The organism is Aeromonas jandaei (assembly GCF_037890695.1).
Lineage (GTDB): Bacteria > Pseudomonadota > Gammaproteobacteria > Enterobacterales > Aeromonadaceae > Aeromonas > Aeromonas jandaei.
Genome location: NZ_CP149571.1, coordinates 1,085,817 through 1,102,377 on the forward strand (window position 1 = coordinate 1,085,817; position 16,561 = coordinate 1,102,377).

General features: G+C 61.4%; 19 protein-coding genes. 14 read left to right on the forward strand and 5 right to left on the reverse strand.

Annotated features, from left to right (window positions below; translation table 11 throughout):
- Nucleotides 1-60: 60 nt before the first annotated feature.
- Nucleotides 61-2,634: an ATP-dependent chaperone ClpB gene (gene clpB / locus WE862_RS05275; protein ID WP_042031879.1), complete on the forward strand. Its 2,574-nt coding sequence runs from the start codon at nucleotides 61-63 to the stop codon at nucleotides 2,632-2,634.
- 280 nt (nucleotides 2,635-2,914) lie between these two features.
- On the opposite strand, the gene asnA is transcribed toward clpB, so the two are convergent.
- Nucleotides 2,915-3,907 carry an aspartate--ammonia ligase gene (asnA, locus tag WE862_RS05280; protein ID WP_042031878.1) on the reverse strand — a complete coding sequence of 331 codons (993 nt, stop codon included), beginning with the start codon at nucleotides 3,905-3,907 and terminating at the stop codon, nucleotides 2,915-2,917.
- 154 nt (nucleotides 3,908-4,061) lie between these two features.
- Between asnA and asnC the strand changes: the two genes are divergently transcribed.
- A complete protein-coding gene (gene asnC / locus WE862_RS05285) occupies nucleotides 4,062-4,523 on the forward strand; it encodes a transcriptional regulator AsnC (protein ID WP_005339783.1) in 462 nt (153 codons plus the stop codon).
- Between the two features lie 8 nt (nucleotides 4,524-4,531).
- Here the strand turns inward: asnC and WE862_RS05290 are convergent, their stop codons facing one another.
- Nucleotides 4,532-5,299 carry a substrate-binding periplasmic protein gene (locus WE862_RS05290; RefSeq protein WP_042031877.1) on the reverse strand — a complete coding sequence of 256 codons (768 nt, stop codon included), beginning with the start codon at nucleotides 5,297-5,299 and terminating at the stop codon, nucleotides 4,532-4,534.
- An 85-nt stretch (nucleotides 5,300-5,384) separates the two neighbouring features.
- On the opposite strand from WE862_RS05290, the gene WE862_RS05295 reads away from it, so the two are divergent.
- Nucleotides 5,385-5,921 (forward strand): DUF2301 domain-containing membrane protein, encoded by a 537-nt coding sequence (locus tag WE862_RS05295; protein ID WP_042031876.1) that lies wholly within the window; start codon nucleotides 5,385-5,387, stop codon nucleotides 5,919-5,921.
- Nucleotides 5,922-6,012: 91 nt separating this feature from the next.
- Nucleotides 6,013-6,717 (forward strand): SDR family oxidoreductase, encoded by a 705-nt coding sequence (locus WE862_RS05300; RefSeq protein WP_042031875.1) that lies wholly within the window; start codon nucleotides 6,013-6,015, stop codon nucleotides 6,715-6,717.
- Here the strand turns inward: WE862_RS05300 and WE862_RS05305 are convergent.
- The gene (locus tag WE862_RS05305) at nucleotides 6,643-7,203 is read right to left on the reverse strand and encodes a 2-amino-4-hydroxy-6-hydroxymethyldihydropteridine diphosphokinase (protein ID WP_042031874.1); all 561 of its coding nucleotides are present in this window, start codon (nucleotides 7,201-7,203) and stop codon (nucleotides 6,643-6,645) included. The genes WE862_RS05300 and WE862_RS05305 overlap by 75 nt on opposite strands.
- A gap of 124 nt (nucleotides 7,204-7,327) precedes the next feature.
- On the opposite strand from WE862_RS05305, the gene WE862_RS05310 reads away from it, so the two are divergent.
- The 4 genes from WE862_RS05310 (at nucleotide 7,328) to WE862_RS05325 (ending at nucleotide 10,725) form a co-directional block, all read left to right on the forward strand.
- A complete protein-coding gene (locus WE862_RS05310; RefSeq protein WP_005341891.1) occupies nucleotides 7,328-7,420 on the forward strand; it encodes a YnhF family membrane protein in 93 nt (30 codons plus the stop codon).
- A gap of 103 nt (nucleotides 7,421-7,523) precedes the next feature.
- A complete protein-coding gene (locus WE862_RS05315; protein ID WP_042031873.1) occupies nucleotides 7,524-8,924 on the forward strand; it encodes a sensor histidine kinase in 1,401 nt (466 codons plus the stop codon).
- The gene (locus WE862_RS05320; protein WP_404800990.1) at nucleotides 8,921-9,448 is read left to right on the forward strand and encodes a hypothetical protein; all 528 of its coding nucleotides are present in this window, start codon (nucleotides 8,921-8,923) and stop codon (nucleotides 9,446-9,448) included. The genes WE862_RS05315 and WE862_RS05320 overlap by 4 nt, the downstream gene beginning before the upstream one ends.
- Nucleotides 9,445-10,725, forward strand: a complete 1,281-nt coding sequence (locus WE862_RS05325) for a sigma 54-interacting transcriptional regulator (RefSeq protein ID WP_042031871.1) — start codon at nucleotides 9,445-9,447, stop codon at nucleotides 10,723-10,725. Before WE862_RS05320 ends, WE862_RS05325 begins: the two co-directional genes overlap by 4 nt.
- A gap of 58 nt (nucleotides 10,726-10,783) precedes the next feature.
- Here WE862_RS05325 and WE862_RS05330 read toward each other — a convergent pair whose 3' ends face one another.
- Nucleotides 10,784-11,266 carry a DUF1097 domain-containing protein gene (locus WE862_RS05330; protein WP_042031870.1) on the reverse strand — a complete coding sequence of 161 codons (483 nt, stop codon included), beginning with the start codon at nucleotides 11,264-11,266 and terminating at the stop codon, nucleotides 10,784-10,786.
- Nucleotides 11,267-11,635: 369 nt separating this feature from the next.
- Between WE862_RS05330 and msrP the strand changes: the two genes are divergently transcribed.
- A complete protein-coding gene (gene msrP / locus WE862_RS05335) occupies nucleotides 11,636-12,640 on the forward strand; it encodes a protein-methionine-sulfoxide reductase catalytic subunit MsrP (RefSeq protein WP_042031869.1) in 1,005 nt (334 codons plus the stop codon).
- On the forward strand, nucleotides 12,631-13,257 hold the full coding sequence (locus WE862_RS05340) for a protein-methionine-sulfoxide reductase heme-binding subunit MsrQ (protein ID WP_042031868.1): 627 nt from the start codon (nucleotides 12,631-12,633) through the stop codon (nucleotides 13,255-13,257). The genes msrP and WE862_RS05340 overlap by 10 nt, the downstream gene beginning before the upstream one ends.
- Here WE862_RS05340 and WE862_RS05345 read toward each other — a convergent pair.
- On the reverse strand, nucleotides 13,254-13,502 hold the full coding sequence (locus WE862_RS05345) for a PepSY domain-containing protein (protein ID WP_041209565.1): 249 nt from the start codon (nucleotides 13,500-13,502) through the stop codon (nucleotides 13,254-13,256). The genes WE862_RS05340 and WE862_RS05345 overlap by 4 nt on opposite strands.
- Before the next feature lie 63 nt (nucleotides 13,503-13,565).
- On the opposite strand from WE862_RS05345, the gene WE862_RS05350 reads away from it, so the two are divergent.
- Genes WE862_RS05350 through WE862_RS05365 form a run of 4 tightly spaced genes read left to right on the forward strand, consistent with a single transcriptional unit; the run spans nucleotide 13,566 to nucleotide 16,431 of the window.
- A complete protein-coding gene (locus WE862_RS05350) occupies nucleotides 13,566-13,904 on the forward strand; it encodes a PepSY domain-containing protein (protein WP_033114843.1) in 339 nt (112 codons plus the stop codon).
- Between the two features lie 21 nt (nucleotides 13,905-13,925).
- On the forward strand, nucleotides 13,926-14,582 hold the full coding sequence (locus tag WE862_RS05355; protein WP_005339826.1) for a response regulator transcription factor: 657 nt from the start codon (nucleotides 13,926-13,928) through the stop codon (nucleotides 14,580-14,582).
- A complete protein-coding gene (locus tag WE862_RS05360; RefSeq protein WP_042031866.1) occupies nucleotides 14,579-15,928 on the forward strand; it encodes a sensor histidine kinase in 1,350 nt (449 codons plus the stop codon). Before WE862_RS05355 ends, WE862_RS05360 begins: the two co-directional genes overlap by 4 nt.
- Nucleotides 15,929-15,969: 41 nt before the next feature.
- Nucleotides 15,970-16,431, forward strand: a complete 462-nt coding sequence (locus WE862_RS05365) for a hypothetical protein (RefSeq protein WP_041209567.1) — start codon at nucleotides 15,970-15,972, stop codon at nucleotides 16,429-16,431.
- Nucleotides 16,432-16,561: the final 130 nt, after the last annotated feature.

Genomic DNA, 16,561 nt, shown 5'->3' on the forward strand with positions numbered 1-16,561 from the left:
CTCAGAAAGTTATGTTGTTTGCCGCGCAAGCGGCGTCTGCCTGTTTGAAGGGGGAGTGCAATGCGCCTCGATCGCCTTACCAGCAAATTCCAGATTGCTATTTCCGATGCCCAGTCTCTTGCGCTGGGTCGTGACCACCAATTCATCGAACCCGTTCATCTGATGACCGCACTGGTCAATCAGGATGGCGGCTCCATCCGTCCGTTGCTCACCCTGACCGGGATGGATATCAATGCCCTGCGCTCCCGCCTCGGCGAGGAGCTGGATCGCCTGCCGCGGGTCAGCGGTGTGGAAGGGGACGTGCAGCTCTCCAACGGCCTCGGCCGCCTGCTTAACGTCTGCGACAAACTGGCCCAGCAGCGCAAGGATCAGTTCATCTCCTCCGAACTGTTCGTGCTGGCGGCCCTCGACGAGAAGGGCACGCTGGGCGAGTTGCTGCGCGCTCAGGGGCTGACCAAAGAGAAGCTCGAAGCAGCCATCGACAAGGTGCGTGGCGGCAAGAAGGTGGAGGATGCCAACGCCGAGGAGAACCGTCAGGCGCTGGAGAAGTACACCATCGATCTGACCGAGCGGGCCGAACTCGGCAAGCTCGACCCGGTGATTGGCCGGGATGACGAGATCCGCCGCACCATTCAGGTGCTGCAACGTCGTACCAAGAACAACCCAGTGCTGATCGGGGCTCCCGGTGTCGGTAAAACCGCCATCGTCGAGGGGCTGGCCCAGCGCATCATCAACGGCGAGGTGCCGGAGGGGCTCAAGAACAAGCGAGTGCTGTCGCTGGACATGGGGGCACTGGTGGCCGGAGCCAAATATCGCGGCGAGTTCGAGGAGCGGCTCAAGGCTGTGCTGAGCGATCTCGCCAAGGAGGAGGGCAACGTCATCCTCTTTATCGACGAGCTGCACACCATGGTCGGCGCCGGCAAGGGCGAAGGGGCCATGGATGCGGGCAATATGCTCAAGCCTGCGCTGGCGCGGGGCGAGCTGCACTGCGTCGGTGCCACCACCCTGGACGAGTATCGCCAGTTCATCGAGAAGGATGCCGCGCTTGAGCGCCGTTTCCAGAAGGTGCTGGTGGAAGAGCCGACAGTCGAAGATACCATCGCCATCCTGCGCGGCCTGAAAGAGCGTTACGAGCTGCACCACCATGTCCAGATCACCGACCCCGCCATCGTGGCGGCGGCTCAGCTGTCGCACCGCTATATCGCGGATCGCCAGCTGCCGGACAAGGCCATCGACCTTATCGACGAGGCGGCAGCCAGCATCCGGCTGCAGATCGACTCCAAGCCCGAGGTGCTCGATCGCCTCGAGCGGCGCATCATCCAGCTCAAGCTGGAGCAGCAGGCGCTGATGAAGGAGGACGATGACGCCAGTCGCAAACGGCTGGAGCTGATCAATCAGGAGATTGGCGAAAAAGATCGTGAATACAACGAGCTGGACGAGGTGTGGAAGGCCGAGAAGGCTGCCCTCGCCGGCACCCAGCATATCAAGGCTGCGCTGGAGCAGGCCCGTCAGGATCTCGATGTGGCGCGCCGCGCAGGCGACCTGGGCCGGATGTCCGAGCTGCAGTACGGCCGCATTCCGGAGCTGGAGAAACAGCTGGATCTCGCCACGCAAGCCGAGATGCAGGAGACCAGTCTGCTGCGCAACCGGGTCACAGATGTGGAGATTGCAGACGTCTTGGCGCGCTGGACCGGGATTCCGGTCGCCCGCATGCTGGAAGGGGAGCGCGACAAGCTGCTGCGGATGGAAGATCAGCTGCACAGCCGGGTGATTGGCCAGGAAGAGGCGGTCGATGCGGTCTCCAATGCCATTCGTCGCTCTCGCGCCGGGCTGTCCGATCCGAACCGCCCCATCGGCTCCTTCCTGTTCCTGGGGCCCACCGGGGTGGGCAAGACCGAGCTGTGCAAGGCGCTGGCCGAGTTCCTGTTCGATACCCAGGATGCCATGGTGCGGATCGATATGTCCGAGTTCATGGAGAAACACAGCGTGGCCCGTCTGGTGGGGGCACCTCCCGGATACGTGGGTTATGAAGAGGGCGGTTATCTGACCGAGGCGGTACGCCGTCGTCCCTACTCGGTGATCCTGCTGGACGAGGTGGAGAAGGCACACCCCGATGTGTTCAACATCCTGCTGCAGGTGCTGGATGATGGCCGTCTGACCGATGGTCAGGGTCGTACCGTCGATTTCCGCAACACCGTGGTCATCATGACCTCCAACCTTGGTTCGGATCTGATTCAGGAGCACCACTCCGAGAAGGATTACGACGAGATGAAGGCCATGCTGATGGATGTGCTGACCCGCAGTTTCCGGCCGGAGTTTATCAACCGGATCGACGAGACGGTGGTGTTCCATCCGCTCGGCGAGGAGCACATCAAGTCCATCGCCCGGATCCAGCTCAAGAGCCTGATGGGCCGTCTCGAGGCTCAGGGTTACGAGGTGGAGGTGAGCGAAGCGCTGCTCAACAAGCTGGTTCACGCCGGGTTCGACCCCGTCTACGGGGCACGCCCCCTCAAGCGGGCGATCCAGCAGAAGGTGGAGAACCCGCTGGCGCAGGCGCTGCTCTCCGGCCGCATCGTCCCCGGCAAGAAACTGCTGCTGGGAGCCGACAGCAACGGCCTCACCATGACCCAGTAACCAGTCTCATATCTATGTTTGCAACGCCAGCCCTCGGGCTGGCGTTGCCATATCTGGGCGATGGAAAATAAAAAAACGGCAATCCGAAGATTGCCGGGAGGAATGTAGTGAAGCGACCTGACGTGGGTTGAGCGGGTCGCAGGGGCAAGCCCCCGATTTCGAAACAAAGCCGCTAACGGCCTTGCGTCTTACAGCCTGCCGGGGATGCGCTCGCTCAACCCCGATGGCCACCTGCCTGTTGCCATGCCGGCTGCGATGGTGCCGGCATGGCCTTTATTCGTTACAGCATGCCTTGCACAGCAGCTTTCATCTCGGCTGGCCAGACGCCGACCTGGACCTGGCCGATGTGCTCTTTTTGCAGCAGCAGCATGGCCAGACGGGATTGGCCGATACCGCCACCGATGGTTTGCGGCATCCGTGCTGCCAGCAAATCCTGATGCCAGTCGTACTGCAGGCGATCTTCATCGCCGGTGATGGCCAGCTGGCGGCGCAGCGCCTCAGCATCGACCCGGATCCCCATGGAGGAGATCTCGAAGCTGTCTTGCAGTACCGGGTTCCACACCAGAATGTCGCCGTTCAGACCTGCCAGACCCAGCTCGCTGTGGCTGCTCCAGTCGTCATAGTCCGGGGCGCGTACATCGTGGCGCTCACCGTGGGAGAGGGCACCACCGATGCCGATCAGGAATACGGCACCCAGCTCCTTGGCGATGGCCCGCTCACGCCCCTTGGCATCGAGATCCGGGTAGCGGGCCAGCAGCTCTTCGCTGTGCAGGAACTGGATATCGGCCGGCAGGAAGGGGGTCAGCTCATGTTCGGCGCAGACTGCGCGCTCGGTGGCCTTGATGGCGGCCCAGATGCCGCGCACGGTTTCCTGCAGATAGGCGAGATCGCGGCGCTCGCTCGGCATCACCTTCTCCCAGTCCCACTGATCCACGTAGACGGAGTGGATGGGGGTGAGCTTGTCTTCATCCGGGCGCAGCGCCTTCATGTGGGTGTAGATCCCTTCACCCGGGCCGAAGCCGAAGCGACCCAGAGTCTGGCGCTTCCATTTGGCCAGTGAATGGACCACTTCGTAGCTGTGCTCCGGCAGGGTTTTCACCTTGACCTGCACTGCATTCTCGTGGCCAGAGAGGTTGTCCTGAGTGCCATCACCGACCCGGCTCAGAATGGGGGCTTGTACCTCCATCAGACCCAGTTGCTGGGCGAGTTGGCGGGAGAACATCTCTTTGACGAAGCTAATCTGCTGCTGGCTGCGAATGTAGTGCTGTTTCATGCTGAATTCCTGTTTCAAACCCCGTTGGATGTGGTGATTCTTCAACGGATTGCCAACCAGATTCAATATTCGATAATAAAAATAGGCTTTGTGTATTTTTTTCTTCAAAATGAGCGAGCATTTAATGAGATATCGCTAACGGGAGTGCAAAAAAATGCCGGAAAATTACCGGATCGATAATCTCGATCAGGCCATCCTCACCGCCCTGATGGAGAATGCGCGTATTCCTTATGCCGAACTGGCCAAGCAGCTGGCGGTCAGCCCGGGCACCATCCATGTGCGGGTGGAGAAGATGAAGCAGGCGGGGATCATCGAGGGGACGCGGGTGCAGGTTAACCCCAAGAAGCTGGGCTATGACGTCTGCTGCTTTATCGGGATCAATCTGAAGAGCGCCAAGGATTACCCCTCGGCGCTGGCCAAGCTGCAGGCGCTGGACGAGGTGGTGGAGGCCTACTACACCACCGGCCACTACAGCATCTTTATGAAGGTGATGACCCGCTCCATCGACGAGCTGCAGATAGTGCTGATCAACAAGATCCAGACCATCGACGAGATCCAGTCCACTGAAACCCTGATCTCGCTGCAGAATCCGATCCTGCGGGACGTGAAGCCCTGAGCAACTGATCAGGGTTCGATATAGGGAATGCCGTACTTGTCGTAGAGCGCCTTGAGCCGGCCATCCCGTTTCATGCGCAGCAGTTCGGCATCGTAGGCGGCCATCTGGGCCTGGGTATTCTTGTCCGCTTTGGCGCGGGTCCAGGTGTTGAAGTAGGGGCTGCTTTTGAGCGGTTTGGGCAGGTAGTCGAGCCTGCCCTCCAGACCCTCGTCCCTGATCTGGGCGAAGGCGGTGACCAGCGGCATGGGCACGGTATCGATCCGTCCGGCAAGCAGTTTGCGCAGTTGCAGCCGATTCATCGGAATTTGCTGGAAGTGGTAGGTTGGATCGGCCATGGTCGCAGTGAGCTCGGGGGTATAGGAGAAATCCCTGGTAACGCCGATGCGCCAGGGTTTGAGGTCGGCCAGCGTCTCGTAACGGATCTTCAGCAGGTCTGCCTTGCGTACAAAGAAGTGCCAGCTGTGGCGAACGTGGGCCTGCTGGGGGTAGATGAGATAGCGCTCGCGTGCGGCATTGTAGGAGTGGGTCAGAACTATATCGCAGAGACCGGTTTCGGCATTGCGGGTGAGGCGGGCGCCGGAGTCGATCAGTTCGATTCGGACAGGGATCCCCAGCTTGCCGAAGATGGCGGTGACAATGTCGATATCGAGGCCACGGGGCTGCTGATTGGCATCGAGAAATTTGAGCGGGTGCTCCATGGTGCCGCAGACTACCAGCTCTTTGGCGCATAGGCTGAGCGGGAACAGTAGTAGCCAAAGCAGATGGGTTACGCGCAAACTACCCCTCCTGAACCCGAATGAAGAACTTTGGAGCCTGCTCCCCGTATATTGGGTGGCTCCTGATTGGTAGAGACGACAGTGTATGGCAAACCCTGAAATCGAGAGCCCGCTGGACGGGATAGACAAGTTGACCGTCCTCCTGTATCGCCTTGGCTTGAGCGGTGCGGCGCTGTTGCTACTCTGTCGCGGTGCGGCCTTGCTGAGTCATGGTGGCCTGTTGCCACCGGCACAATGGTTGATGTTGCTGGCGCTGGCAAGCGCTATCTGCGCCTTTTCGCTGCACATCTATGACAAGCGGATTCGGCTGATACTTCAGGGTTCTGGATGGGCCGCACTGGCCTTGCTGTCTATCGGAGCACCGGATGCACTGGTGCTGGGGGCCGCCCTGGTCACCCTGTCCGGGCTGGCCTTCAAGGAGCAGTTCTGTTTTGCGATCCCCGGGATCAAGCTGGTGCCATTGCTGCTGCCGCTGTTGTGGTTGCTGGAGTGGTTGCAAGTGGCATGGGTCGCAGCTCTGGTTGCACTGGTAAGCGGGGCTCTGCTTACCCTGCTGGCGCTGGCCAAGTGGCGGATGCCCCTCCATTTTGATATTGGTGACAAGGGGCGCTACCAGATCTAGCTCTGTGACCGGAAGTGGCGTCGGTGCGACCCGGCTGATACTGCGTTAACGGCGCAACTCATGGATGAGGATGAAAGGAGAGGGAGGTCTTATGCGTGCATTGGTAACCGGTTGTGGCCGTCGGCTAGGGTTTTATCTGTGCGAGCAGCTGGTGGCTGCGGGCTGGCAGGTGACCGGCAGCTATCGCAGCGAGCGACCCGAGCTGGCGCGGCTGCGGGGTCTGGGTGTCGAGTTGGTACAGGCCGATCTGGCGAGTGAAGAGCAGGTGGGCAAATTGATCGACGTGCTGGCATCCCATCAGGATCTGGCACTGGTGATCCACAACGCCTCGGCCTTCGAGCCACAGGCGGCCGAGCCCGCGGCGCAGCTTACCCAGTTTGATCAGTTCTACCGGGTGCACATGGCGGCCCCCTTCCAGCTCAACCGGGCGCTGGCGCCGCAACTGGCGAACAACGCCAACGCCAGCATCATCCACATCACCGATATCTACATCCACGCCCCGGCCCCGCGTTTTGCCAGCTATGTGGCCACCAAGGCGGGAGCCCATTCGCTGGCCATGAGCTTTGCCCGCGAGCTGGCCCCGTCAATCCGGGTCAACACCATAGAGCCGGGCCCCATCCTGTTTCTCGACGAGCATGACGAGGCGTGGCGCCAGCAGGTGCTGGCGAAAACGCCGCTGGCGCGGGAGGGAGGGCTGGAGCCTATCTGGCAGGCGGTGCAGTTACTGATGGCGAACAGCTATATGACCGGGGCCAGCATCAAGGTGGATGGGGGGCGCGCTCTGGCCGTGCTCTGATGGCATGCAAACCGTGGCTGGCTCCAGACCTATCGACTGGATATGTACGGTTTTACCCGAGCCGGTGGGCAGATGCAGCTGCAGCGCAACCTTGGGATCGTGCACCTCGCCGTGTCCGTAGAGTTCGGCCAGCAGCTCGATGAGGTAGGAGTCGACCTGCTCCGCAGCAAAGTCGCCGTGCGGGTTGCTGGCGAGAATGTCGATGTCGAGCGGGCGGTCGTGTACCTTGCAGAGAGGGTCGCTGCGGTCGCGGCCATGACCCACTTCCATCGCCACAAAGGCCTGTTTCAGGGCGGAGGCATCCAGTTCGCTCTCCAGGATCAGCAGACAGTTGAGAAAGTCATGGCTGGAGTGCATCCCCACCGGCTTGGTGCTGATCACCGAGCTGATCTGCAAACGGCCAAAGCGGCTGGCCAACTCCTCCAGCACCCGGGTGACATGAGTGTTTGGGTCAAGATTGGAACCAATGCTACACAGATAGAACATGCTCACCGTCCTTGGTTAGGGCTCATCTGAAATGTATACGCAGCTCACGGTTATCGGATTAACTATGCTGTAACATTGTATTATCTATTGTGATCCAGCACTGATTGGCAGAAAGGAGGTTTGCATGAGTGTTGAGCTGAAATGGGCGTTGTTGACCGCCTCGGGCGCGCTGGCGATGATCCTGACCATCTGTCTGGCGTCTGTCGCTCTGGCGTAAGTCACCACAATCCAGATAATCCGAACCGGCCTGTTGGCCGGTTTTGTTTTTTGGGCGGTGGGGGCTATGCTGGCGCACCGGTGAGAACGCAAGAGAAGAGACGATGACCAAGGTTCGCCCACGCTCCCTGCTGCAGGTGGTATTGATGGGATTTGTGCTGGTGCTGATGCCGCTCGGCGGCATGATCTGGCACAACACCAATGCCCTGACCCACCTGAGCCAGCTCACCAGCGACGAGATGGAAAGAGCGGTCAAGGATACCCGCCGTGCCACCCTGCTTACTGCCCAAGCCATCGATATCGAGCGCACCCTGCGCCGCTTTGCGGTGCTGGGTGATAGCCGCAGTCTGGCCAGTTACCGGTTGCAGCTTGAGGGGTATCACCGCCTGCTGGCGGAGCATCGCAACTCCCTCTCCGATCCCCAGCTCTATGGCGGGCTGGACGAGCTGCTCGCCTCCCTTGGCAATCTGCAGGAGGGGGGGCAGGCGAGAAAGGCGGTTGCCGGCGATATCCTCGACCAGTTCAGTCGCTTGAGCCAGCAGCTGGAGACAGGCACCCGCAGCCGGGTTGACGAACAGATGGATCGGGTACGTCTGGCCATCGATGCCCTGACCAAAGAGCTCTGGTGGGTCAGCGGTCTGGTGGCGGGGATCAGCCTGCTGCTGGTCTTTATCTTCACCTACCTGATCACCCATCCGGTACGACAAATTGAGTCGCGTATCTTGAGTCTGGGCGCAGGGGTAGAGCCGGATCCGCAGCCGGTGGATGGCCCCGCCGAACTGGTGTTGCTGGGGGAGCGGATCCTCTGGCTGCACGACAAACTCAAGGAGCTGGAGCTGCAAAAATACCAGTTCCTGCGTCATGTCTCCCACGAACTGAAGACCCCGCTGGCGGTGCTGCGCGAGGGATCGGATCTGCTCTGCGAGCAGCTGGTCGGGCCTCTGACACCGGATCAGCTGGAGATCTGCCAGATGCTGGATGAGAACAGCCGCCGCTTGCAGACCCTTATCGAGCGTCTGCTCGATTTCAACCGCCTCACCCAGCAGGAGGCGTTCGAACTGGAGCCGGTTCCCCTGTTGCCCATGCTGGCAGAACTTTCTGCCGAGTATCGGCTGGCATTGGAGTCCAAGCAGATCCGTGTACACTTGCCGACCGAACCGGTTACCTTGTGGGCAGAGCCCTACCGGTTGAGGTTGATCCTCGATAACCTCTTCTCCAACGCCGTCAGTTATGGTGCCCAGGGTGGCAATATCTGGATCCGCGCCGGAGCAGAGGAGCAGGCGAGCTGGTTGGAGGTTGCCAATGAGGGGCCCGAGATCCCCGAGGCAGATCAGCAGCGCATTTTTGAACCCTTCGAGCAGGGCAGCACAGTGCGGCAAGGTGTCCTGAAAGGCTCTGGCATGGGGCTTTCCATCGCTCGCGAGTCTGCTTCCAGCCTGGGAGGGGAGTTGGTTCTGGTGAAGGATGAACAGGCGGATGTCTGCTTCAGGTTGACGTTGAAATGAGGTCTATGAAAATACAGCGCGTATTTCCAGCCCTGCTAGCCGGGCTGCTCGCGGGTTGCTCCTGGCTGCCGCCGCAGGCACAGCAGGAGTCCTCCGATATCGCTTTTGCCAAGCGAATGGAGTTTGCCAACAAGGAGATGCAGGTGCGCCTGCAATACTCCGACTGGTTGCTGGCCAGCCATCCCCAGCAGCGGGTACAGGAGCGGCAGCGTCTCAAGGGGGCTGACGATCTGGAGAGCCGGGTCAGTCTGGCGATGGTCGATTCCCACCCCGCCGAGGCGGTGGCCACTCGCCGCGCCGGTCTGGCACGCCTGAAGAAGATGCTGCCGGAGCTGGGGCTCGACGCCCAGGCGTTTTTGCGCAGCTGGATCGCCCTTGGCGAGGAGCTGCTGGTTCGCGACAGCAGGCGTGATGACCAGAGTCAGGAGATCCAGAAGCTGCGTCGCCAGATCGAGCAGCTCACCGCTATCGATGAACAGCTCAACCAGCGCAAACTGGATGAACATCGCGAGGTAGTACCATGAGCCGGATCCTGCTGGTGGATGATGACGTCAGCCTGCTCAAATTGATGAGCATGCGGCTGCGCAGTCAGGGCTATGAAGTGGATACAGCCGACAGTGCGGAGGGGGCGCTCGATCGGTTGCGTCAGCAGCGCGCCGATCTGGTGTTGAGTGACTTGCGGATGGGGGGCATGGACGGGCTGGCGCTGTTCGAGCGGATCCAGGCCCAATGGCTCGGCTTGCCAGTCATCATCATGACCGCCCACGGCACCATACCCGACGCCATTCAGGCGACCCGTTCCGGGGTGTTCAGCTTTCTGACCAAGCCCATCGACAAGGATGAGCTGCTGGCCACCATAGAGCAGGCCCTCAGCCTGACCCGCCCGAAGCAGCAGCTGGAGTGGCAGTCGCTGATCCTGACCCGCAATCCCCAGCTGGAGCAGCTGCTGATCCAGGCGCACAGCATCGCCACCATGGAGGTGCCCGTGCTGATCATGGGGCCGTCCGGTTCCGGCAAGGGGGCGATGGCGCAGGCGCTCTATCAGGCGAGCCAGCGGCGCGAGCGGCCGCTGCACACCATCAACTGTGCCGCCATTCCCTGGGCGGCCCTCGACCTGCAGCTGTTCGGGGAGGATGGTCACTCCGGTCTGTTCGAGCAGGCCAAGGGGGCGACCCTCTTTCTCGACGAGATCGGCAGCCTGTCGGAGTCGCTGCAGGCCAAGTTGCTGCAGGTGATGGAGGAGTATGGTCAGGGCACCCCGGAGGTGCGGGTGCTCAGCTCCAGCCATCAGGATCTGGTCAGGGCGATGGAGGAGGGGCGCTTTCGCGAAGATCTCTTCTACCGTCTCAACGTCGCCAATATTACCCTGCCATCCCTTAGCGCCCGCAGCGAGGATATCCCCCTGTTGGCCCGTCAGGCCCTCGATGACTACCGCAGTCGCAACAGTGACTGCGCTGCCATGGGCTTTTCACCCGAGGCGCTGGCGATGCTTGCAGCGGCGGCCTGGCCCGGCAACGTGCGCCAGCTCTGCAATGTGGTGGAACAGCTGGCCAGCCTCTGCTGCAGTCCGGTGATCGGGGTATCCATGGTGGAGTCGGCCCTGAGCGGTGGTGGCGGTGGCATCCCCTCGTTCAACGAGGCGCGGGCCGAGTTCGAGAAGGAGTATCTGATCCGGCTGCTGCGCACCACCGAGGGCAACGTGACTCTGGCAGCCAACATGGCGGGGAGGAATCGTACCGATTTCTACAAGTTATTGAATCGGCACGGCATCGAGGCGGCAAACTTCAAATCGAAAGGGTAACGCTGTGCGAAACGGCCCTGAATGAGAGGACAGAGGGCCGCTTCGCAGTGGATATCGCTCAGGCGGGGTCGGTGACGCCATCCGCGTTGCGGGGCTTCAGGGTCTTTTGGGAGAGCCAGAGGCCGCTCGCCTTCATCAGATAACCGAACAGGGCACCTACCACCAGCGAGGGCAGCACCAGTCGCCACTCGCCCGCCGCCCCGAAGGTGGCGCAGCAGCCGGCAAAGGTGCCGGGAATATAGCCGAGCCACTGCTGCTTGGCCTGCACGCACATCAGGGTTGCCACTACGCCCGTCATCACATAACCCGCCACGCCGGCACCCCACAGGTCACCGCCATGGATCAGCAGCAGCGCCCACAGCATGCCGCTGGTATTGCAGAAGATGGTTTGCAGCAGCGCCTTGTAACCGCCGCTGGAGGCGAAATAGCTGGTGCAACCGAGGAAGCCGACCCAGGAGAGCAGGCCTAGCGCGACGGCCAGCCAGCCCCATACGGCTGAGAGAATACCTGTGGTGATAGCGATGGCGATCAGTGGGCTCATGGCGTGACTCTTCAGTTGGCTTCACGAAAACGGGCAGCCTACCCCTGGCAATCGGGGCGGCAAGCGGGGGCGGAATTGTGTGTGATCTCCATCACCTTTTTCAACTCAGGAATACGCTTGCGCTCGCGAAAAAAATTCATTGGTGACCGGCCAAACCCTCGACCATAGTTAGAGGCCCTGTCCTGCTCATGGAGTGAGTCTGATGGTGCCAAATGTGATCGTTCCCCTGCTGGTATTCGTAGTGCTGTTTCTGGTCGGAACCATGGCCAAGGCGCTGCCCCTGTACCACCTGATGTAATCCGGTGTGAAATAAAAATCTGCCGGGGCGGGTCTTATCTCTGTCGCCTCTAACTGCCCCGGGAGTTTTTCATGTTGATCAAACGTCGTGCCCCCCATCATCTCACCGAACAGGATGTCACCCCGGAAGCCGTCTATCAGGATCGCCGCCTCATTCTCAAGGGGCTGGGTCTGGGCGCCGCCACCCTCGCTTTCCCCACTCAGGCCGGTGTGCTCGACCTGCTACGCGGTAAAGAGGATGCGCCCCGGCTAGCCACCAAGCCGCTCAACAGCAAGCAGGCCCCGCGACCAGCTGATCTGGTGCTGACACCGGAAGAGAAGGCCACCAGTTACAACAACTTCTACGAGCTCGGTACCGACAAGACGGATCCGGCCCGCAACGCCCATTACCTCAAACCTGAACCCTGGACGTTGAAGGTGGAGGGGGAAGTCGCCAAACCCTTCACTCTGGATGTGTGGGATCTCATCAACAAAACCGAGCTGGAGGAGCGGATCTACCGGCTGCGCTGCGTCGAAGCCTGGTCGATGGTGCTGCCCTGGAATGGCATCTCGCTGGCGGAGCTTATTCGCCGTGCCGAACCGACCAGCCGCGCCAAGTTTGTCGCCTTCGAGACCCTGTTCGATCCGAAACAGCTGCCCGGTCAGGCCTCTGCCTCCCTTGGCGGTGGTATCGACTATCCCTACGTCGAGGGGCTGCGCATCGACGAGGCGATGCACCCTCTCTCTTTCCTTGCCATGGGGCTCTACGGCAAGACTCTGCCCGCCCAGAATGGCGCGCCGATCCGGCTGGTGGTGCCGTGGAAGTACGGCTTCAAGAGCATCAAGAGCATCGTCTCGATCCGCTTGGTGGAGGAGATGCCGCCCACCACCTGGAACCTGCTCGCCCCCAACGAATATGGCTTCTACGCCAACGTCAACCCGCAGGTGGATCACCCGCGCTGGAGTCAGGCCAGCGAGCGCTTCATCGGCGAGGGCGGGCTGTTCGGTGCCAAGCGCCAGCCGACCCTGATGTTCAATGGCTATGGCGACGAGGTCGCCTCGCTTTATCAGGGGATGGATCTGCGCCAATGGTACTGAAACTGAAAGCCTCACATATCAGCGGCTTGCGGTCGCTGGTGCATCTGGGTTCCCTCGGCTTTCTGCTCTGGCTGGGCTACGCCCTGCCGGCCGGTCTGCTGGGGGGCGACCCCGTGCCCGGGCTTATCCACTACCTCGGCAAGGGTGCGCTCAACCTGCTGCTGCTTACCCTGCTGGTCTCGCCGCTGGCCAAACGCTGGCGGCAGGGGCAGCTCATCAAGCTGCGCCGCCCGCTCGGGCTCTGGTGCATGGTCTGGGCGCTGCTCCACTTCATGGTGTGGCTGGGGCTGGATCTGCAGTTTGACTGGGGGCTGATTGGCGGCGAGCTGGTCAAGCGCCGCTATATCGTGGTGGGAATGGTGGCGCTGCTGCTGTTGCTGGCGCTGGGCATCACCTCGCTGCCGGCGTTGCAGCGGCGAATGGGGGCGGCGTGGCAGAAGCTGCACAACTGGGTTTATGCGGTAGCCCTGCTGGTGCCGGTGCACTACTGGTGGTCGCTCAAGAGCGGTTGGCTGGAGCCGCTCATCTATCTGCTGCTGGCTGGCGCTCTGCTCTGGCCGCGGCGGGAGAAGCTGCTGCGCCCGTGGCGGCTGCGCTGGAAAGCAAAAGAGGCCTAATCGGCCTCTTGTTTTTTGATCTCGCCAGTGTAGGCATCGACAATGAGATGTACCTTTTCATTCTGGCGGTCGAGGGTTTTGACCTCGAATTTGTCCCCTTCCAGCTCCACTTCGCGAATGTCGTGATACCCTTGCGCCAGCAACAGTTTGACCAGTCCGGCCATGTCGAGGCGGCTCTGGGCAGCCCAGCTTGAGGCGCTCAGCAGGCAGAGGATCAGCAGGAAACTGCGCGGGATCATATTCATTCCGGATTCATGGCTGGCAGACTATAAACGCCATTATGTTAGGTTTTTGGAGATGAATCATCCATGAATAGAGCGCTCCCTCTGATCGGGTTGTTGTTGCCAGTGCTGGCGCAGGCGCTGACGCCTGACGAAGCCCTGTTGCAGCAAGCTGTCCATGAGGGACGGGTTCGGCCCTTCCACGAAATGATGGAGGTGGCATCCAGATTGCCGGTGCGGGTGTTGCGGGTCGATCTGGGGGAAGAGGATGGTATCTGGCTCTATGAACTGCGCGTGATCGATCGGGAGAACAGCGTGCTCAAGGTGGCCTATCGGGCCGACAACCTGGAGATGGTGTGGGCCAAGGGCCACCATCTGGAGCGGCTGTTCGAGCCACCCAAGCCTCCGGTCGAGGATGATGAGTAACCTCTTTGTGGAAGCCTGTTCATGCGAATTCTGATTGTTGAAGACGAAAAAATTCTGGCTGGCCAGCTGGCTGAACAGCTGCGCCTCTCCGGCTTTGTCACCGACCTCTGCCACGATGGCAACGAGGCCGGTTTTCTCGGCGAGACCGAACCCTACGACGCCATCATTCTCGATCTCGGTCTGCCGGGTCGCGATGGCCTGAGCGTGCTGAAGGAGTGGCGCAGCAAGGGGATCGATACCCCGGTGCTGGTGCTGACCGCTCGTGGCCAGCTGCACGAGAAGATCGAGGGGCTCAACGCCGGTGCCGACGACTACCTCACCAAGCCGTTTCAGGTGGCCGAGCTGGTGGCGCGGGTCCATGCGCTGGTGCGCCGGGCGGCGGGCAACGCCAGCTCCATTCTGGAGATTGGCGGGGTGCGTCTCGACATGGCGGCATCGCAGGTGTGGTACGAAGGGACCCCCATCAAGCTGACCGCCCACGAGTTCCGGGTGCTCGGTTATCTGATGCAGCACCGGGGCAAGGTGGTGTCGCGCAGCGAGCTGATCGACCACATCTACGCTCAGGATTTTGACCGCGACTCCAACACCGTCGAGGTGTTCATCGGCCGGATCCGCAAGAAGACCAACCCCGATCTGATTGAGACAGTGCGCGGCCTCGGGTACCGGATCAACGAATGAGGCTGGTGAGAACCCTGCGGGGGCGACTGCTCGCCATCGCGCTGGTGTGGTGCGGGCTGTTTCTGTTCGCCACCGGCTTCAGCCTGCAGACCATGATGCGCAACTACTGGCAGGAGGCGGAAGCCGACGGCCTGCGTCTGCAGCTCTATGATCTGCTCTCCCGGCTGGAAGTGGCGAAGACCGGCTTGCCGGTAGTGACCGAGCCGATGTCAGATCCCCGTTTCAGCCAGCCTTACTCCGGCTACTACTGGCAGCTGGAGCTGGATCACAAGGTAGTGGGGCGCTCCCGCTCCCTGTGGGATACCCATCTGGAGAGCCGCGGCCTCAAGTCCGCCTTTGGCGACCCCGACCTCTTCTTTGGCAAGGGGCCCAACAAGGAGCCGCTGCTGATCATGACCCGGGCCGTGCTGCTGCCGGGCTCGGATCGGCTGTTTACCCTGGTGATGGCGAAAGACAGCAGCGCCCTGACCCAGACCCTCAACAAGACCCGCATCAGTCTGTTCCTCGGCCTCGGCTTTGCCGCGACCGGTCTGGTGCTGGGCTTCATGTTCCAGATTGTCTACGGCCTGCGCCCCTTAAACCTGTTGCGGCGGGAGCTGGGGCGGGTCCATCAGGGCCATCAGGAGGGGTTCCGGCTGCGCTATCCGCTGGAGATCCAGCCGCTGGTAGAGGATATCAACCGGCTGCTGCACCACTACGGCGAGCTGTTGCAGCGGGCGCGATCCCACACCGGCAATCTGGCCCACGCCCTCAAGACGCCGCTCAGCATCATGCGCAATCAGGTGGCCCAACTCTCGCCCGAGGATCAGGCCGCCATCGGCGAGCAGCTCGACCAGATCCAGCGCCATATCGATTACCACCTCGGCAAGGCGCGGGTGACCGGCGCAGCCAAGATCCTCGGGGTCTCGACTCCGGTGCGGGCGCGGGTGGAGTACATCTGCCGTGCTTTCTCCCGCCTCTATCCGGGCAAGACGGTGGACTTGCAGGTGCCGGCCGAACTGGCGGTCGGGGTGGAGGAACAGGACTTTGACGAGATGGTGGGCAACCTGCTGGAGAACGCTTTCAAGTGGTCCGCCAGCGAGCTGCGCATCTCCAGCGCCGAGCTGGGGGGCTGGATCACCTTGCGCATCGAGGATGACGGCCCCGGCATGAGCGAGGATCAGATCGCCAAAGCGGTGCTGCGCGGGGTGCGGCTCGACGAGAAGGTGCCGGGCTCGGGCCTTGGCCTCAACATCGTCTCCGATCTGGCGGAAGCCTACCGCGGCAGCTTCATCATGGGGCGCGCCGAACTGGGCGGGCTGGCTGCTTCACTCTCGCTGCCCAAGGTGGCAAGAGTGGAGAGCTAGGCATAAGATATGGCACCTGTTTTAGCCTGAGGAAGAGAACCATGACTGATGATCCATGGGCACTGTGTCACCTCGACGACTCATTCGATGCTTCGGTTCTGGGGATCAAGGGTGCCCAGATCCAGTGGTTTGAAGATCGGGATGGCCTGATTGCCTACCTGCTGGAGGATTATGTCGATCTGCTGGCCGACGTGGGCGAACTGGAAGAGGAGCAGACCGAGCAGGCGCGCGACCGCTTCACCCTGCTGGTGGAGCAGAGCTTCGACGATCGTACCCTGATGGATGCCATCAACGATCTCGCCTCCGGCCTGCGTCGCATCGCCTGGCTGGGGCCGCTCTCCGAGCTTGCCGAGATCAGCGACGACTTTGCCTCCGGCCTGCGCCGCTACTTCTGGAGCCAGTACGATGGCGACGAAGATGACCCGGATGCCTGGGTGCCGGAAGAGCTCTGGCCGCAACTGGTGGAGTGCGCGCAGGAGTATATGGAAGAGGGCGAGTTCTGATTTCCCTCTCTCCTCTCATCGCAGCGATAAAAAATCGGCGCCTTCGGGCGCCGTTTTTATTGGCGCGGATGGCGCGTCCTTATGGTGATCGGGCGCTGCCCTGTGGGGCGGTACAAGAGCCGGGTAGGGC

Coding starts and splice junctions, on each gene's coding strand:
- clpB (WP_042031879.1), top strand. CDS start 61: ATGCGCCTCGATCGCCTTACCAGCAAATTCCAGATTGCTATTTCCGAT.
- asnA (WP_042031878.1), bottom strand. CDS start 3,907: ATGAAACAGCACTACATTCGCAGCCAGCAGCAGATTAGCTTCGTCAAA.
- asnC (WP_005339783.1), top strand. CDS start 4,062: ATGCCGGAAAATTACCGGATCGATAATCTCGATCAGGCCATCCTCACC.
- WE862_RS05295 (WP_042031876.1), top strand. CDS start 5,385: ATGGCAAACCCTGAAATCGAGAGCCCGCTGGACGGGATAGACAAGTTG.
- WE862_RS05300 (WP_042031875.1), top strand. CDS start 6,013: ATGCGTGCATTGGTAACCGGTTGTGGCCGTCGGCTAGGGTTTTATCTG.
- WE862_RS05305 (WP_042031874.1), bottom strand. CDS start 7,203: ATGTTCTATCTGTGTAGCATTGGTTCCAATCTTGACCCAAACACTCAT.
- WE862_RS05310 (WP_005341891.1), top strand. CDS start 7,328: ATGAGTGTTGAGCTGAAATGGGCGTTGTTGACCGCCTCGGGCGCGCTG.
- WE862_RS05315 (WP_042031873.1), top strand. CDS start 7,524: ATGACCAAGGTTCGCCCACGCTCCCTGCTGCAGGTGGTATTGATGGGA.
- WE862_RS05320 (WP_404800990.1), top strand. CDS start 8,921: ATGAGGTCTATGAAAATACAGCGCGTATTTCCAGCCCTGCTAGCCGGG.
- WE862_RS05325 (WP_042031871.1), top strand. CDS start 9,445: ATGAGCCGGATCCTGCTGGTGGATGATGACGTCAGCCTGCTCAAATTG.
- WE862_RS05330 (WP_042031870.1), bottom strand. CDS start 11,266: ATGAGCCCACTGATCGCCATCGCTATCACCACAGGTATTCTCTCAGCC.
- msrP (WP_042031869.1), top strand. CDS start 11,636: ATGTTGATCAAACGTCGTGCCCCCCATCATCTCACCGAACAGGATGTC.
- WE862_RS05340 (WP_042031868.1), top strand. CDS start 12,631: ATGGTACTGAAACTGAAAGCCTCACATATCAGCGGCTTGCGGTCGCTG.
- WE862_RS05345 (WP_041209565.1), bottom strand. CDS start 13,502: ATGAATATGATCCCGCGCAGTTTCCTGCTGATCCTCTGCCTGCTGAGC.
- WE862_RS05350 (WP_033114843.1), top strand. CDS start 13,566: ATGAATAGAGCGCTCCCTCTGATCGGGTTGTTGTTGCCAGTGCTGGCG.
- WE862_RS05355 (WP_005339826.1), top strand. CDS start 13,926: ATGCGAATTCTGATTGTTGAAGACGAAAAAATTCTGGCTGGCCAGCTG.
- WE862_RS05360 (WP_042031866.1), top strand. CDS start 14,579: ATGAGGCTGGTGAGAACCCTGCGGGGGCGACTGCTCGCCATCGCGCTG.
- WE862_RS05365 (WP_041209567.1), top strand. CDS start 15,970: ATGACTGATGATCCATGGGCACTGTGTCACCTCGACGACTCATTCGAT.